Origin of the sequence: Thalassotalea insulae (assembly GCF_030161395.1) — a bacterium.
Classification (GTDB): domain Bacteria; phylum Pseudomonadota; class Gammaproteobacteria; order Enterobacterales; family Alteromonadaceae; genus Thalassotalea_E; species Thalassotalea_E insulae.
Map to the genome: position 1 here is coordinate 783,666 of NZ_BSST01000001.1, position 17,032 is coordinate 800,697.

Annotated in this window: 10 protein-coding genes; 3 read left to right on the forward strand and 7 right to left on the reverse strand. The window is 41.0% G+C overall.

What is annotated here, in order from left to right; translation table 11 throughout:
- Window positions 1-2: 2 nt before the first annotated feature.
- Complete coding sequence (gene narH / locus QQK06_RS03715; RefSeq protein ID WP_284243261.1) at window positions 3-1,544, reverse strand: nitrate reductase subunit beta; 1,542 nt, start codon at window positions 1,542-1,544, stop codon at window positions 3-5.
- Window positions 1,545-1,554: 10 nt separating this feature from the next.
- Window positions 1,555-5,346, reverse strand: a complete 3,792-nt coding sequence (locus QQK06_RS03720; protein WP_284243262.1) for a nitrate reductase subunit alpha — start codon at window positions 5,344-5,346, stop codon at window positions 1,555-1,557.
- A 238-nt stretch (window positions 5,347-5,584) separates the two neighbouring features.
- Here QQK06_RS03720 and QQK06_RS03725 point away from each other — a divergent pair, with 238 nt between their 5' ends.
- The gene (locus tag QQK06_RS03725) at window positions 5,585-7,477 is read left to right on the forward strand and encodes a histidine kinase (RefSeq protein WP_284243263.1); all 1,893 of its coding nucleotides are present in this window, start codon (window positions 5,585-5,587) and stop codon (window positions 7,475-7,477) included.
- A gap of 85 nt (window positions 7,478-7,562) precedes the next feature.
- Here QQK06_RS03725 and QQK06_RS03730 read toward each other — a convergent pair whose 3' ends face one another.
- Window positions 7,563-9,167 carry an MFS transporter gene (locus QQK06_RS03730; RefSeq protein ID WP_284243264.1) on the reverse strand — a complete coding sequence of 535 codons (1,605 nt, stop codon included), beginning with the start codon at window positions 9,165-9,167 and terminating at the stop codon, window positions 7,563-7,565.
- A 366-nt stretch (window positions 9,168-9,533) separates the two neighbouring features.
- Here QQK06_RS03730 and narL point away from each other — a divergent pair, with 366 nt between their 5' ends.
- Window positions 9,534-10,184, forward strand: coding sequence for a two-component system response regulator NarL (gene narL / locus QQK06_RS03735; RefSeq protein WP_284243265.1), 651 nt, complete (start codon window positions 9,534-9,536; stop codon window positions 10,182-10,184).
- A 162-nt stretch (window positions 10,185-10,346) separates the two neighbouring features.
- Here narL and QQK06_RS03740 read toward each other — a convergent pair whose 3' ends face one another.
- On the reverse strand, window positions 10,347-11,321 hold the full coding sequence (locus QQK06_RS03740) for a helix-turn-helix domain-containing protein (protein WP_284243266.1): 975 nt from the start codon (window positions 11,319-11,321) through the stop codon (window positions 10,347-10,349).
- A 316-nt stretch (window positions 11,322-11,637) separates the two neighbouring features.
- Between QQK06_RS03740 and QQK06_RS03745 the strand changes: the two genes are divergently transcribed.
- Window positions 11,638-11,784 (forward strand): hypothetical protein, encoded by a 147-nt coding sequence (locus QQK06_RS03745; RefSeq protein ID WP_284243268.1) that lies wholly within the window; start codon window positions 11,638-11,640, stop codon window positions 11,782-11,784.
- A 48-nt stretch (window positions 11,785-11,832) separates the two neighbouring features.
- Here QQK06_RS03745 and QQK06_RS03750 read toward each other — a convergent pair whose 3' ends face one another.
- The 3 genes from QQK06_RS03750 to QQK06_RS03760 all read right to left on the reverse strand — a co-directional run bounded on the left by QQK06_RS03750 (window position 11,833) and on the right by QQK06_RS03760 (window position 16,817).
- Entirely contained in the window at window positions 11,833-13,701 is a 1,869-nt protein-coding gene (locus tag QQK06_RS03750; RefSeq protein WP_284243269.1) for a GGDEF domain-containing protein, read from the reverse strand.
- A 380-nt stretch (window positions 13,702-14,081) separates the two neighbouring features.
- Window positions 14,082-15,251 (reverse strand): alginate export family protein, encoded by a 1,170-nt coding sequence (locus QQK06_RS03755; protein ID WP_284243270.1) that lies wholly within the window; start codon window positions 15,249-15,251, stop codon window positions 14,082-14,084.
- Window positions 15,252-15,545: 294 nt separating this feature from the next.
- A complete protein-coding gene (locus QQK06_RS03760) occupies window positions 15,546-16,817 on the reverse strand; it encodes an MFS transporter (protein ID WP_284243271.1) in 1,272 nt (423 codons plus the stop codon).
- Window positions 16,818-17,032: the final 215 nt, after the last annotated feature.

The window sequence follows — 17,032 nt, forward strand, 5'->3', positions numbered from 1 at the left end:
TCCTATTCGTTTGGTTCAATCATGCTAACAGGGATAACTTCACGCTGAGTCTGGCTCTTACCACCAAATAAGTTAGTACCGCTAGAGCCGGTTGCGCAACCGTTACCGAAACTAAAACCACAACCTGATTTTTCATTAAAGGCGTTGTCAGTCTGCACTTTATGAGTGGTTGGGATAACAAAGCGATCTTCATAATTAGCAATCGCCATAGTTTGGTACATATCTTCAACCTGATACTTACTTAGCCCCACTTGCTCGAGCACCGCGAGATCTTCAACCTGTTCAACTTGTTGAGAACGCTTATAAGCACGCATTGCCAGCATCCGCTCTAACGCATCAACCACAGGTTTCTCATCGCCAGCAGTTAACAAGTTAGCCAAATATTTCATTGGGATACGTAACGATTTCAAATCGGGGATCACACCATTTTGTCCAACGTGTCCTGCTTCTATCGCTGTTTGTACCGGGCTTAATGGCGGTACATACCAAACCATTGGCAAGGTACGATATTCAGGATGAAGTGGTAATGCTACTTTCCAATCCATTGCCATCTTGTAAACCGGCGATTCAATTGCCGCATCAAGCCAGGCTTGAGGAATACCTTCTTTACGTGCCGCTTGCTGCACTTTTTCATCGTGTGGATCGAGGAAAATATCACATTGCGCCTTGTATAAGTCTTTTTCGTTTGCCACTGACGCAGCTTCTTCAATGCGATCTGCATCGTAAAGCATCACTCCCAGATAACGAATGCGGCCCACACAAGTTTCAGAACATACCGTTGGCTGGCCTGCTTCAATTCGTGGATAACAGAAAATACATTTTTCAGATTTACCTGTTTTCCAGTTGTAATAGATCTTTTTATACGGGCAACCAGAGACACACATCCGCCAGCCGCGGCATTTATCTTGATCAATCAAGACAATGCCATCTTCTTCGCGCTTATAGATAGCACCACTTGGGCAGCTGGCAACACAGGCTGGGTTTAAGCAGTGCTCACATAAGCGTGGCAGATACATCATAAAAGTTTTTTCAAACTGACCATAAATATCCGCTTGGACATGGTCAAAGTTTTTATCCGCCTTACGATGTTTAAACTCGGTACCAAGAATTTCTTCCCAGTTAGGTCCCCAGTTTATTTTTTCCATCCGCTGACCGGAAATTAACGAACGAGGACGTGCTACCGGCTGATGCTTTGACTCACCAGCTTTATGCAAATGCTGATAATCAAAATCAAACGGTTCGTAATAATCATCAATTTCGGGTAAATCCGGGTTAGCAAAAATATTCGCTAAAATCCGGCGTTTGCCCCCTTGCTTGGGTTCTAGTTTGCCAGCTGAGTTACGGACCCAACCACCATTCCATTTATCCTGATTTTCCCACTCTTTCGGGTAACCAACACCAGGTTTAGATTCAACGTTGTTAAACCAGGCATATTCGACCCCTTCACGCGAGGTCCAAACATTTTTACAAGTGACTGAACATGTATGACAACCGATACATTTATCTAAGTTCAGCACCATACCTATTTGCGCTCTAACTTTCATAGCGGTTCTCCTACTTTCTAAACTCGTTTAGTTGTGCTTCTGACTGGTCTTGCCCACCTTGGGCTTCATCATCTAACCAATCCACTTTATTCATCTTACGAACGATAACAAACTCATCCCGGTTACAACCGACAGTACCATAATAGTTAAAACCGTATGACTGTTGAGCATAACCACCAATCATATGAGTTGGCTTCATCACCGCACGAGTCACAGAGTTATGAATACCACCACGTGTTTCTGTAGTTTCCGCGCCGGGAACATTCACAATACGCTCCTGAGCGTGATACATCATACTCATGCCCTCTGGCACCCGCTGCGAGACTACGGCACGCGCTGCAATAGCACCATTAACGTTAAAGACTTCAATCCAGTCATTATCGATAATGCCCGCTTTTTCCGCATCAACTTCGGATAACCAGACAATTGGACCGCCACGCGACAACGTCAGCATAAGTAAGTTATCTGAGTAAGTTGAATGGATACCCCATTTTTGATGTGGTGTGATCCAGTTAAGTGCAATTTCAGTATTACCATTAGGTTTAGCATTCATTAATGGCTGCACGGTTTTTAAGTTAATTGGTGGCTTATACAGACACATAGTTTCACCAAAGTCGCGCATCCATTCATGATCTTGATAGAACTGCTGACGACCAGTAACTGTGCGCCATGGGATTAACTCGTGCACATTGGTGTAACCAGCATTATAAGAGACATGCTCATCTTCCAATCCTGACCAGGTAGGAGATGAAATGATCTTACGTGGCTGCGCCTGAATATCACGGAAGCGAATTTTTTCTTCCTCTTTTGGCTTAGCCAGATGGGTATGCTCACGACCAGTAATTTTACCGAGGGCATCCCAAGCTTTTACCGCAACCTGACCATTGGTTTCTGGCGCAAGCGAAAGAATAACTTCACAAGCATCAATGGCAGAATCAATCTTAGGGCGCCCTTCATTTGCCCCTTGATGATGTACTTTATTTAGCTTACCTAAGAAATCCACTTCATCCTGAGTATCCCAGGAAATCCCTTTACCACCATTGCCTAACTTATCCAATAATGGACCAAGTGAAGTAAAACGAGCATAGGTATTAGGGTAATCACGCTCAATTTCAACCAAATTAGGTGCCGTTTTGCCAGGAATTAAATCACATTCTCCTTTCCACCAGGCTTTAACGCCAAATGGCTGAGCAATTTCCGCCGGAGTGTCATGTAAGATAGGTACAGTGACCAAATCTTTTTCTTTACCCAAATGACCATCGGTTAACTCTGAGAATTTTTTCGCAATACCTTTAAATATGTCCCAGTCACTGCGCGCTTCCCAAACAGGGTCCACCGCTTTTGATAATGGGTGAATAAACGGATGCATATCCGAGGTATTCATATCATCTTTTTCATACCAGGTTGCCGTTGGTAAAACGATATCTGAGTACAAACAGGTCGTTGACATTCTAAAATCTAAAGTCACAAACAGGTCAACTTTCCCCTCTGCGCCTTGCTCTTCAAACTTAACGTCTTCTGGTTTTTTATCCCCGGCTTCGCCTAAATCTTTACCCATTAAGCCGTGTTTAGTGCCTAATAAATGCTTAAGCATATATTCATGGCCTTTACCTGAAGAACCTAATAGGTTTGAACGCCAAACAAACATATTGCGCGGGAAGTTTTGCGGGTTATCCGGCTCTTCACAAGCAAATTTCAAATCACCAGATTTTAATTTATCCACCGCATAATCTTTTGCAGACATCCCAGCAGCATCCGCTTCTTTACATAAGTCTAGCGGGTTAACACCTAATTGCGGTGCTGAAGGTAACCAGCCCATACGTTCGGCACGTGAGTTAAAGTCAATGATTGAACCAGACCATTTTTCTTTATCAGCCAATGGTGAAATCACTTCATCCATCGCCAATTTTTCATAACGCCACTGACTTGAGTGGTTATAGAAAAACGAAGTACCATTCATATGACGAGGCGGACGTTGCCAATCAAGGCCAAAGGCTAATGGCTGCCAACCAGTTTGTGGACGGAGTTTTTCCTGACCAACATAGTGTGCCCAACCACCACCTGACTGACCAACACAGCCACACATCATTAACATGTTAATTAAGCCACGGTAATTCATATCCATGTGATACCAGTGGTTTAATGCAGCACCAACAATCACCATAGAGCGACCACGAGTTTTATCCGCATTATCAGCAAATTCTTTTGCTACCTTGATCACATCTTCAGGACGACAACCGGTGATCTTCTCTTGCCATTTGGGCGTATAAGGTAAGTCCTGATCATAATCAGTGGCGCAATTTTCACACTCATAGCCGTTATCAACACCATAATTTGCCAATGTTAAATCAAATACTGTGGTGACAAACACGGCTTTACCATCAGCTAAGGTAATTTTTTTCACCGGCACTTTGCGATTAATCACCGCACTGTGTTCGGTATGATCGAAGTAATTATGCTCATGGGCATTTTCTTCTGTGGCAAAATATGGGAAAGCAACATTAACAATCTCGTCATGGCCTTGTTTCAAGCTCACTTTTAACGTCACTTCATCACCAGTTTTACCGTCACGCTGCTCGATATTCCACTTGCCGCGTTTACGACCATCTTCTCCCCAGCGATAACCAACAGAGCCATTTGGTGAAATTAATTGATCATTGGCTTCATTTAAGGCAATGGTTTTCCATTCGGGGTTGTTGTCCTGACCTAAATTATCCGCTAAATCAGATGCGCGTAAGAAACGGCCCTGAATAAGCTGACCGTCTTTTTCATCAAGCATCACCAGCATAGGGAAATCTGTGGTTGAACGGACATACTCATTAAAGTATTCGCTCTTACCTGTGGTGTGGTATTCCTTTAAAATCACATGACCAAAGGCCATCGCTAAGGCGGCATCTGTCCCTTGTTTCGGCGCTAACCACTGATCGGTGAGTTTAGATAATTCCGAGTAATCTGAGGTAATCGACACCACTTTAGTGCCTTTATAGCGAACTTCCGTTAAGAAATGCGCATCTGGGGTACGCGTTTGTGGCACATTTGAGCCCCAGGCAATAATATAGTTTGAGTTATACCAATCGGCCGATTCAGGCACATCCGTCTGCTCACCCCAAATTTGTGGTGATGCTGGTGGTAAATCACAATACCAGTCGTAGAAACTTAAACAGTTACCACCAATAAGCGACAAATAACGAGCACCAGCAGCATATGACACCATAGACATCGCAGGAATTGGCGAGAAGCCAGAGACACGATCTGGACCATAAGCTTTAGTGGTATAAACATTGGCGGCAGCGATAATTTCGTTGACTTCACTCCAGTCAGCACGCACAAAACCACCTAAACCACGTTGCTGTTTATAAGATTGCGCTTTCGCTTTATCTTCAACAATTGACTTCCATGCGACAACCGGATCTTTATATTGCGCTTTTGCTTCACGCCACAGTTTAATTAATTTTTTGCGAACTTTAGGATATTTCAAACGGTTAGCGCTGTAGATATACCAGGAATAAGATGCACCACGCGGACAACCACGAGGTTCATGATTCGGCAAATCAGGACGAGTACGCGGGTAGTCGGTTTGTTGTGTTTCCCAGGTGACTAATCCGTCTTTAACATAAATTTTCCAGCTACAAGAACCGGTACAGTTGACGCCGTGGGTTGAACGTACAATTTTGTCATGTTGCCAGCGACGGCGATAACCATCTTCCCAGCTACGATCTTCTTCAGTTGTAACCCCATGGTCACCTGAGAAGCTTTCAGATTTCGGCTTAAAAAAGCGTAATCTATCCAAAAAACGACTCATATTACTCTCCAAGCATTTATTGTCTTTCATGCATAATAGAGCGTCGATAAAAGCGTTACTTGATCTCGATCAAGTTTAAAAATTTGTAAAAATTCATACTACCCTGATACTACCCCTTTGTAGGTAGCAGCGTTTTTGCGCAAATTTCGATAGAATAGGCGTTACAGCCAAAGAGGGATATTTGAGGCTGATGATATTGCTGATTTTTAGTTTTTATAGGTATTCCCAAAGGTAAGGCATGAAAAATAGTATTTTTGACCGTTTATTTAACTCGATAATTTTTCGTATCGGCTCAATGATGTTTTTGATCAGCGCTATTTCCATTTTGAGTATGTTCAGCTCGGTCTTTATCAGTGAAATGGCAGATCAGGATGCTCTGATCATTAACCATGCCGGTTCATTGCGTAAACAAAGCTATAAAATTCTTGCCAATATCGAATTACTGCCGCAAATCAGTTCATCTTCATTAGTAAAACAACAGCAAAAAACCAAACAGGCAATTATTGAATTTGGTGAAAAAGTGAATGCTCCTATGATGGAGGGAAATTCAGGTGCATTAGACCAAATGCCACTAAAGGAAACACTCGACGGGATCCGTCAAACCTGGGTAACAAAATTAAAGCCTGAATTAGATTTACTAGTCGAGCAACCTCAACAGCTGACAGAAGACAAATTAATTAGCATTAATAATATTATTGAAAACTTTGTCCTTAGGCTCGACAGCTTAGTCGGTTTGTATCAACAACGGGCTGAAAACAGAATATTGCTGATACGGATGATTTTAGGGATTTCATTAATGGTGACCATCTTTTTAGTCGTCTTTACCATGCACCAAATCAGTCGCCGTATTGAAAAACCCTTGTCTGAATTAACCAGCTCTGCCAGAAAAATTATGTCTGGAGATTACACTGCCAAAACCAACATTCAGCAAAATGATGAGCTGGGTTTACTGGCTGAAACCATGAATAAAATGTCAATTGCGCTATCGCAATCCTATGGCCAACTGGAAAATCGCGTTGCACAAAAAACGAAAAAGCTCAGACAAACCAACGATACCTTAGAATTACTTTACCAAACCTCGCAACTGATCAATGAACCAGGCGACTCATTAAACTTACAACCGATCACAGAAAAATTAGCCCAAATTACCGAGAAAAAAGACCTAGACTTATGTTTAACCGCCAATAATAGTAATCAGCCGTATGAGCATATTATTACCCTGAACAAAGATCTCCCCGGAAAATGTCAGGTGGGTGATTGTGAAGGCTGTTTATCCAATAATAACGGGGTATCAACATCCAATAACCAAATGGTCATGCGCTACCCGATTATTAAAGACAATATTAATTATGGCGTATTGGTATGTAACCTTGATGCTGAAACGCCGTTAGAAGCATGGCAACATCAGCTATTTACTTCAATTACTACCTTAATTGCCAACGGCTTACATATTCGCCAGCAAAATGAACAGAGCCGCCGTATCACCTTGTTAAATGAGCGTAACGTTATTGCCAGAGAACTACACGATTCACTGGCTCAGGCTTTGTCTTATCTGAAATTTCAAGTATCGCGCTTACAAAAATTACGCAAAAAATCAGCTTCTGAAGAACAAATTGAAGATGTAGTGGTGGAATTAAAAACCGGGTTAGATTCAGCCTATATGCAACTGAGAGAACTACTAACCACCTTCCGGTTAAAAATTGATGTTTCTGGTTTACAACAAACGTTTTTAGAAACCATTCAACAACTCAACGAACGCGCTAATGGTTTAATGGAATTTACGTTAGATTATCAAATCCAGAACTTGCCATTAACGCCGAATGAAGAAATTCACTTAATGCAAATTGCCCGAGAAGCAACCCAAAATGCCCTAAAACATTCAAAAGCGACAATAGTCACCTTAAGTGTTTTTGCTGATGAAGAGAAAAATATTCATATGGAAATTACCGATAACGGTATCGGTATCGGTGACGATCCGGAAAAATTGAATCACTATGGTTTAGCCATTATTCAAGAGCGCAGCCAACATTTAGCAGGAGATATTGCGATTCGCAATTTAGCAACCGGTGGCACTTTGGTTGAGCTAATATTTCAACCAGCTTTTATTAAATCAGCGGCAACGGTGGCCTGAGCCATTTGTTTATTATTGCTATTACTTTTGTTTAGCCCGAAAAAAAGGGCTAAACAGCCCTTTTCAATTCATGTACGCCCTACGACTATGGATTATAATACTCACCATTTTTACGCAGATAGAACCAATAATTAATAAAGATACATATTGCATAGAAAGCGGCAAAGCCAATCAGAGCCACCTCAGGCGTTGTTGCTTTAATTTGCTCACCTAATACTTTTGGAATATAGAATGCGCCATAGGCAGCGACCGCTGATGTCCAACCTAATACCGGACCTGCTTGCTCTTTTGGAAACACCATGGCAATAGTGCGGAAAGTTGAGCCGTTACCAATACCGGTAGCGGCAAACAAAATTAGGAATAAGATGAAAAACGGTACGAAAAATTCTTCTGGCGTCGCTGACTGATACGCAGCCTGCATAAAGTAAGCTACACCTAATGCACTGACCACCATGACAACAGCACAAACTTGTGTCACTAAGGCGCCACCTAGTTTATCAGAAATCCAGCCACCCACAGGGCGAATCAAAGCACCGATAAAAGGCCCCATCCAAGCATACATTAATGCACTTGGGCCATTAGGGTTTACGGTATCATGAGTCATGACACCATCAACTAACATATGCTGATAACCAAAAATAACTTTAATTGATAATGGGAAAGACGCCGCAAAACCGATAAATGAACCAAAGGTCATAGTATAGATAACACTCATTACCCAGGTATGCTTATTATCGAAAATTTTATATTGGCGCTCTAAACTTGATTTGATTTGTCCTGGCAATTGTTTTAATAAAAATACCGTAGAAACCACCACTAACACCAAGACGATCTCTTTTGGTACACCAAAGCCTGAACCATTTGCCGCTTCCGGTAGTAATAACCACAAACCAACACCAGCAGTTAGAAAACCAATTAACAGCATTACTGTGATTAAAAACCAAGAGGTTACCGGATTCCCAATATCTGGCGAGACATCAGCAGTTTTAATGTTATTCATACCTAACCAGCCTGCAAAGGCCAATGGGATCAAAAAGATCAACCATAAGTAACCGGCATTATGGATCCAAGTATCGGCACCTGCCGGAATTTTTCCAATTAAGGTACCACTGGTATTGACTAAGGTCATTGGCTCACCACCAAATAAACCAAAAGTCATAAATAACGGTACTAAAATTTGCATGGTAGTAACACCAAAGTTGCCTAAACCTGCATTCATTCCAAGCGCATAGCCTTGTTGTTTTTTCGGGAAGAAGAAACTGATATTTGACATTGATGATGCGAAGTTACCACCACCAAAACCAGATAAGAAAGCTAACAGCTGAAATACCCATAGCGGTGTGTTTTGGTCTTGTAGCGCAATGCCCGCACCAACCGCTGGCAGCATCAATAACGCCGTGGTAAAAAAGATGGTGTTTCGACCACCGCAAAGACGGATAAAGAAACTACTCGGAATACGTAACGTCGCTCCGGTTAAACCAGCAATTGCCATTAAGCTAAATAATTCAGATTTAGCGAATGGAAAACCCAAGTTCAGCATTTGTACCGTTATAATTCCCCAATAAAGCCATACAGCAAAGCCGCATAACAAACTAGGAATTGAAATCCAAAGATTTCGATTTGCAATTTTTTTACCTTGTGACTCCCAAAATCCCTCATCTTCAGGATCCCATTTTTGTAAGTCTGCCATGGTTCACTCCAATTTAGTTATTATCAACGCCGCTACTATGTAAGAACTAACAACTAACAACAATTAATATAAATGGGTATAAAATGGCAGCTTAAATTGGTAATTAACCGGAACTGAATTTGATAAATTTTTCAGTCCAAACAAGGTAAAAGCCTAATAACAAGGGCTGCCAAGCAATTAATAGCAACCGTTATCTACCCCATAAGTAATAGTTACCACTACCAATTAATATATGGCTGGCATCCAAACTAAAAATAGTTAAAATTGATATACATCAAGATAATAATATCCCTGATGCCTAGTATAACGATAATGAAGCTATGACAAAGCAATGCTCGCATCAGCAGCACCTTACTAAGGATATATATGAGTAACGATAGCCCTATTTCAATCATGATGGTTGATGATCACCCCTTATTAAGAAAAGGCCTGAGACAATTAATCGAGTTAGAAGACGAACTGGAAATCGTCGCCGAAGCAAGCTCAGGAGCTGAAGCACTGAAGCTGGTTGAAAGCTGTGATCCAGATTTGATCACCTTAGATTTAAATATGCAAGGCATGGACGGTTTGGAAACCCTGAGAGCGTTAAGGTTACAAGGTATTAGTGCCCGTATTTTAATGTTAACCGTTTCTGATAACGATGAAGACGTCTTAGAAGCGATCCGCAGTGGTGCCGACGGATACCTGTTAAAAGATATGGATCCGGACGATCTGATCGAAAAAATCAAAGAAGCAACCTTGGGCAAAATGGTGATGAGTGAAAAACTCACCGAAGTATTAGCAACCGCGCTGAGAAAGCCAGAGAAAAAAGGTTCAAATGTCTTATCTTCATTGACCAGCAGAGAATATGAAATTTTGAAGCTGATCGCTAAAGGCTTAAGTAATAAGCTGATCGCCCGCGAATTAGACATTTCTGACGGTACAGTAAAAGTGCACGTTAAGCACCTGTTGAAAAAGCTGAATTTAAAATCCCGCGTCGAAGCCGCCGTATGGATGGTAAACTATCAGACGAAGTAATAATGACCAATAAAAACAAAGAACAACTAATAAAGTGGAAATAACGCATCAACTTTATCTGTTTACCTGCGTCATATTTAACACGCTGATTTTTTAATTAAGCTTTTGGACTAGATCCCATCATTTTAGCATCTAGTCCTAATATCCCAACGACTGTAAATATTATTCTTTATTTAACAATTCCATTAAGCCAACCAAAGCGACAAATAGAACGGCTCCCACAGGCCAAACAACCCAAGTTACTCCCCAAGCCATAGTCCACAAACTCCAACCAAGATATACCGCAGTTAGCATTGGCCAGTAAAAGGCAGCAAGCTTCTCAGCACGTTTTGTACGCCGACTTTTTTCTGTCTCTAAACTACTATCTTTGAGTATATTGCTGTAGGCATCGTATTTAGCTGAGGCTGGCGAAAGTATATATATTCCTGCGGCAACCATTAACATCAAGACATTAAGCATTAATAAAATTACACCACCAGCACCGAAGAACATGCTAACAAAAAGCAAGGGGACAAAACTGAAGATAAACAAAAATATAGCTACAGATAACCTTCGGTTATAGCTGACTTTAAATTTTTGTAATTTCTCTTTAAAAACGCTATGTACACCATAAGCTAACTCAAATACATCATTGTCAATCACAGCAGTATCACTTTCGTATTGATTGATTCTGATAAAAAAGCTTATGCCTATCGACACCATAACCAATATGCCGACAATGCCTAACGCCACCGCTACATTACTGGTTAAGTTCAAACGGTTAGTTTGCGCCATTGCTAAAAAGAAAAATAATGGCACGACAGAACATACGCATAGCACGACACCTTTAGTGATCAAATCAGCCACTTTCATCTTAGTTTCAACATAGTGTAATGCCTGTTCCAAGTTAACTTGCATGACAGTGGCTTCTTTACTTTCATTAGGGAGGTCAAATGCTTCATTCTCATCTTTTAATAAAAAGTCAGTGGAAACATCAAAGATCTCTGCTAACAAAATAATCCGATTTAAATCGGGAATGCTGCTAGTGCTCTCCCATTTAGAAACAGACTGCCTCGAAACATTTATCTTTTCAGCCAGTTCTTCCTGCGACCAACCACACTGCTTTCTTAATTTAATAATCTTATCAGCCAATATCATAAGGTTCTCTTTTTCATTTATTGTTGTGCACTAAGCGTAGAAAATCAGGTAGTTGCAAACCAGCAAGTCAGCTTGTTATTTTGTCAACCAGCAGTTGCAATATTGGATTAATTAGCTAAATTTAGCTATTTCTTTTCGAGCTCGCAAGCCAACTTGTCCGTTAACAATTTCAATCGAATAGCGGCTACCCCTGATGACGTTACCTCAATTCCCGGTTAGTTTCCTTTTAGTAAAATTAAAAAATGACAGCTAATGGTAGTATTTATTTAATGAAAAGGCCTATTCGCGCTCAGCACCAAGGCATAATAAAAGAGCAATGGAGCTTTCACTAAAAGCAGCCGCACTGGACCCAACGAATAAAAATGCCCGTTGGTTAGCATGTGCCGCTAAAGATAGGTATCTGCTAAAAATGGGGAAACCTCAAGTATGGGGAATGCAGGTAACTAACAACCAGCAAAAATAATTGAGCGCATCACGCCCGATAAAAGTGCGACATTTAGCAGTTTTGGCTTTACTGACTGCCAGCCTCTTTATGAATTCTTACGCAATTACGGCCATCTTTCTTAGCCTGATAAAGAGCGATGTCTGCCAGATTCATCAGCGAGGTAAAGCTAGCACTTCCTGCTGCTAAAGTGGCAATGCCAATGCTAATAGTGAATTGCAACTGGCAGTCATCAAACTTAAAGCAGTGATTAGCGATGGTGTAACGAATGCGTTCGGCAACGTCACTGGCAACAGCCACATCAGCATCAGGCAAGATGACAATGAACTCTTCACCACCAATACGCCCAATCATATCCTGAGCGCGTAATCTGTGCTGAGCAAGCTTAGTGGTGGCTTTAATGGCTTGATCGCCAATGGCATGACCGTAGTTGTCATTAATGCTTTTAAAGTGATCGATATCCAATACCAGCACCGATAAGCAGCGCTCTTGTTGGCTATGTTTTTCAAACTGCCTGTCACCCTGTTCTAAGATATACCTACGATTAGCGATGCCTGTTAAGCCATCGCTATGAGCACGTTTTTTAAAATAAGCTCGCGAGCGATACATAAAAACCAGTAAACCTGATAACAACACCAGCAACGAGACAGCTAAAATAATTGATAGTTGTTTAATTTTGTCTTGATCAGCTTGTTGCTGTAGATGTAATTTATTAATCGCCAGTTCTTGCTCGAGTAACTTTTTTTCATAGTCAATCAAGTTCAAATCATGCTCAAACGCCTGCTGAATATAATCATTTTGTATGATCTCTGACATTTTTTCAGTTTCCAGAGCAACCCGATCAAACATAGTTTCAAATGCCAGCTGATAGTCTTTTTGTCCGAGCGCAGTCAGGGCATTAATTTCAAGCAGTTGTCGACGTTCTTTTTCTTGATCTGGCTTCCCCTGTAAATACCATTGAGCATAAGTCGTCATCGCTTCCAAATTACCTAGGCGAAACTCAGTTAATGCCAAAAAATAATAGCTGTAGCGAATAAAGTGTTGTTCTTTGGTGGTTGTTTTCAGTGCCAGCGCCTGTAACAGCGCCTTTTTAGCAGCTAAATACTGGTGCTGGCTATATTGATTGCGACCATCATTTAAATGGGCAAAAAAGCGAAAATCTTTAAAATTAGGGTGATTATCTGCCATAGCAAACGATTGCTCGACAAATTGCTGTGTTTTTGACCATAACTTAAGCGCAATAGCTTCACTGATCATATTATGCAGCATGTTAAACATGCTATTCCAACTGTTCACCTTAGACCAGCTTTGATAGGCAGTTTGATAATAGTCCAATGCTTGTTTATGCAAACCTATATTACGGTAGGCATTACCCGTTGCGTTATAAATAATGCCCTGCAAGCCTCCACCAAAATGTTCCCGTTCGGAGATAGCTAACGCTTCTGTCAATAATTTTTTCGCCGTAATAAAGGTATTGGGTGTGCTAAAACAAAAAGAACGGTGCACCAGAGCCGTTGCCAGCACTTTCGCATCGTTTACCTGCCGCGCTACCGACAATCCTTTTTCCCGATCTGGACAGTAAGCTTTAGGGTCAAACGTCTGCAGATAAATCATGTATGACCTGTCCTGATAGGCCTCCACCAAGGTTACACTTGGTGCAATAGCAGACAAAATGGTAATCGCCTTAGTATGTGCCTGAATACTGGCATCGATCTGCTTGTTATTTTCAAGCAGCAAACCTTTAGTGTGATAAAACATTCCCTGCGGCTCTGCTGGCCAGTGTTCAACACTACTCTCTATCGATTGGGCATACTGCAATTGCTCCTGAACCGATTTGATAGACTCAAGCGTTTGATTAAAACGATTAACATCGCTTTCAGCAGCTAGCGATAAACGGTTGAAAGCGATAAAAGCAATCAAAAAAAGAAAGCGTAGCACCAAGAGTACCAATAAAATAACCTTGATCTATAGTGTAACGTCTTATTCTACAGAACCAAAGTTTGACTATTTATTTTATCAATACGGCTAAATGATCTATACCTCTAGCAATAATGTTCGCTCAGTTATCAATAAACTAATGCGGCTAGACGGTTACCCTATATTTCTCGGCCAAAATACCAGCTGCGCTATACGCCATTTCCACCAACGCTACTCTTATGGCATATTGTAACTTTAACATTGACCATCGATGGCTACTGACAACAAGAAACGTATTATTGGCTTGTTTCAAATGCCTTATCAAAAAATGGCTATTTGAGCATAGCCACAAAAAAGGGGATAGTGATTATCCCCCTTATTATTCCCAAATAGCTTGCGAATTAAAACTTAAATTCACCCCAAAGCCAAAGTTTATCGGTATCTACTTTACCTGCCCCACTATCGCCAGCAGAGTAGGCGGCATATTTAATACCGACTTTATACTGCTTGTTAAAAGGTTTAACGTATAAAGCATTGAATTCATTACCAAGGTCATCTACCGCTGAGGTTGATTCGTCAGCAGAATAATCATGGGCTATCAACGCCCACTTGCCACCAGCAAGCTTGCCGCCAACTGACACATATAAATCGACTAAACCTTGTGCTGGCGTTGCTAAAAACTGATCGCTCCAACCATTAAACTTGTGCGCAGTGGCCAGTGGTGTTGAAAAGCCATAGTCGCCATCATCAGAGCCTAATAGCTCATAACCAGCTTTAACGTTAACCGCACCTAACTGAGTCCCCGCTTCCAATAATAAATAATTTGCGGAAAAATCAGCGACATCTTGCTGTGCAAACTCAGCCGTTACTGCAACTTGACCTATTTTGTGGTTATAGCGAATACCATAGGTATCGTGATCAATATTACTGTTATCTTGTTCTAGCATATACGCATAACCGGTAAAGTTACCAATATCACTTTTGTGACTAAGATTTAATAAATGATCTTTAGCATCAATATCTCTTTCATCAGAAAAAATACGATTACGTTTATTGATATATGCATACTTAACTTGTGTATTTTTATCAAATTGATAGGCGAGTGATAAAGCATCAAAGGTTTGTCTATCTTGACGCCAACCAACATGACCAACAAATCTATGATTATCTAAAGTTAACACTTGGCGACCAAATTTTGCGGTTAACTTTTTGTTTTTATACTGAACATAGCCTTGATCTAATTCGGTATGCTCAGGATCGGCAATCACTGAATACTCAGTTCCTTCGCCTAAGGTATCGTTATAATCGTCCATTAACGCTCTGGCATCTTCCAGTTCTAATGCCGCAGACCAGCCATTTACATCCGCTGTGGTGTAGTTAAGTCTTGTACGTAATGTCAATGCATCCGCGTCTTTTTTTGCGTTATCCTGCTCTACCGACTCATAACGTAAGTTAAAATTTGCCGTTGCCTTACCTGATGTTAATGCATCAGCAAAAGAGTCTGCTGCTTGCGCCGGCAACATTAAGGCAATGGTAGAAGCGAGTAGGCCTAATTTAAATTGTGTTTTCATGTATTCTCTCCACTAGAGCGTTTTATCGGCTAGCTGCAAACAACATCAGCCGTTAGTCATTTTGATAGTTCAACCATACACTTGTTAGCATAGAAAAACTTGATATATATCAAATTACTGTCCGCGTTATCCCTACTATCCGGACACACTACTCCTTATGGGTAGTTAGCTACTACTTTTTGCTAACTTAAAAAAAACCGCTGAAATACAGCGGCAACAAATACAAGTAAAAAATATAATCAGCAGGTTAGCGCAACCTGATTGCTGTTAACAAAAATGAAAGACCAATAGTCCCTAATCTCGCTCAAGAAAATTCATCGCTATCGCATGTTTAATACGTTGACGATAATTCTCCCGTTGATTAGCCAGATACATCAACAACATGCAGGCCGCCAATACTCCATAGAGCAACATAAAACACGCGCTGTAAACACCGATAAAGTCAACAGCAACACCAAAGAGTATTGGCAAGGTACAGCCACCAAATGCTCCGACCATAGCGACGACGCCACCAACGCTGCCCATTTTTTTGGGATAATGCTGATAAATAATTTTATAAACACTGGCTCGGCCAAACCCCTGAGCAATACCGATAGTAAACATAAAAAAAGTAAAGACCCAAACATTGACTTCAATTGACAGGTTAACATCCTTTTCTACCCCTTGGATCACCATAGTCGTTGGCGGGTAACTTAAAAAGAATAAACAGACTAGACAGACCCAAAATACTCCCCAATTCACTTTCTGTGCGCCATATTTATCAGCAAACCAACCGCCGATTGCCCGCACTAAACTTGAACTGGCGACAAACAATAAGGTTAACGCCATCGCTTGTTGAATCGATAAACCATAAGCGGCAACATAATATTGCGGTAGCCACATAGTTAAGGCTAAAAAACTGCCAAACACGAAAAAATAATACAAACCAAAACGCCATACTTTCAGCTCTTTCATGGTAGCAAAATGTGTTGACCAGTTGATTTCTTCCGATGGCTGTAGATATTTAGGGGTTTGTGGTGCAATAAAGGCAAACAGTAGAATGACAAACAGCATACCGCCAGCGTACATAGGGCCAACCATGCTAACACCAAACTGCTCGATAATAACGGGAGCAAAAACCAACGTGATCGCAGCACCCGCATTACCAGCACCAAAAATCCCCATAGCAGTGCCCTGATGTTTAGATTCAAACCAGTCAACGACATAGCGAATACCTATGGTAAATGATGTACCAGAGATACCAATCATTAAACCTAGCAACAGGTAATCAAAATAGCTTTCTGCAGTTTTAAGCCAAATAAGCGGTGGAATAAGCACTGCCATCTGGATAAGAAACACCTTTTTAGGTGAGTATTTTTCAACTAAAAAACCAACAGGTAAACGCAAAATAGCACCGGTGAACATAGGTGCGGCAAGTAGCAAGCCAAACTCTGTTGATGACAACGCCAAATTTTCTTTTAACTGGATACCGAGCACAGCATAAAGACACCAAACAGAAAAATTGGCGGCAAAAGTTAATGTTGCCAGTGTTAATGCAATATTGGCCTTACTGTGGTGAGTTTGCATATATTAACCTGTTTGGGTTGATATCAACCTTAGGTGTCTCCCTAAAAATCAGTATTATCTTCTACTCTAAATATCAATAACACAATACCTCATAGTTTCCCCGCTAACCACTCAAGCCTTTCCACCTACCTCCAATGGGGTACCTTCCCTTTATTTACCGCACTATCTCTATAAACAAGGAACAACCTAATAGTGGTAGCCAAGTTAAAACTAGC

What these genes read in the sequence shown, in the direction of transcription:
- narH (WP_284243261.1), bottom strand. Translation starts at nt 1,544, where the DNA reads ATGAAAGTTAGAGCGCAAATAGGTATGGTGCTGAACTTAGATAAATGT.
- QQK06_RS03720 (WP_284243262.1), bottom strand. Translation starts at nt 5,346, where the DNA reads ATGAGTCGTTTTTTGGATAGATTACGCTTTTTTAAGCCGAAATCTGAA.
- QQK06_RS03725 (WP_284243263.1), top strand. Translation starts at nt 5,585, where the DNA reads ATGAAAAATAGTATTTTTGACCGTTTATTTAACTCGATAATTTTTCGT.
- QQK06_RS03730 (WP_284243264.1), bottom strand. Translation starts at nt 9,167, where the DNA reads ATGGCAGACTTACAAAAATGGGATCCTGAAGATGAGGGATTTTGGGAG.
- narL (WP_284243265.1), top strand. Translation starts at nt 9,534, where the DNA reads ATGAGTAACGATAGCCCTATTTCAATCATGATGGTTGATGATCACCCC.
- QQK06_RS03740 (WP_284243266.1), bottom strand. Translation starts at nt 11,321, where the DNA reads ATGATATTGGCTGATAAGATTATTAAATTAAGAAAGCAGTGTGGTTGG.
- QQK06_RS03745 (WP_284243268.1), top strand. Translation starts at nt 11,638, where the DNA reads ATGGAGCTTTCACTAAAAGCAGCCGCACTGGACCCAACGAATAAAAAT.
- QQK06_RS03755 (WP_284243270.1), bottom strand. Translation starts at nt 15,251, where the DNA reads ATGAAAACACAATTTAAATTAGGCCTACTCGCTTCTACCATTGCCTTA.
- QQK06_RS03760 (WP_284243271.1), bottom strand. Translation starts at nt 16,817, where the DNA reads ATGCAAACTCACCACAGTAAGGCCAATATTGCATTAACACTGGCAACA.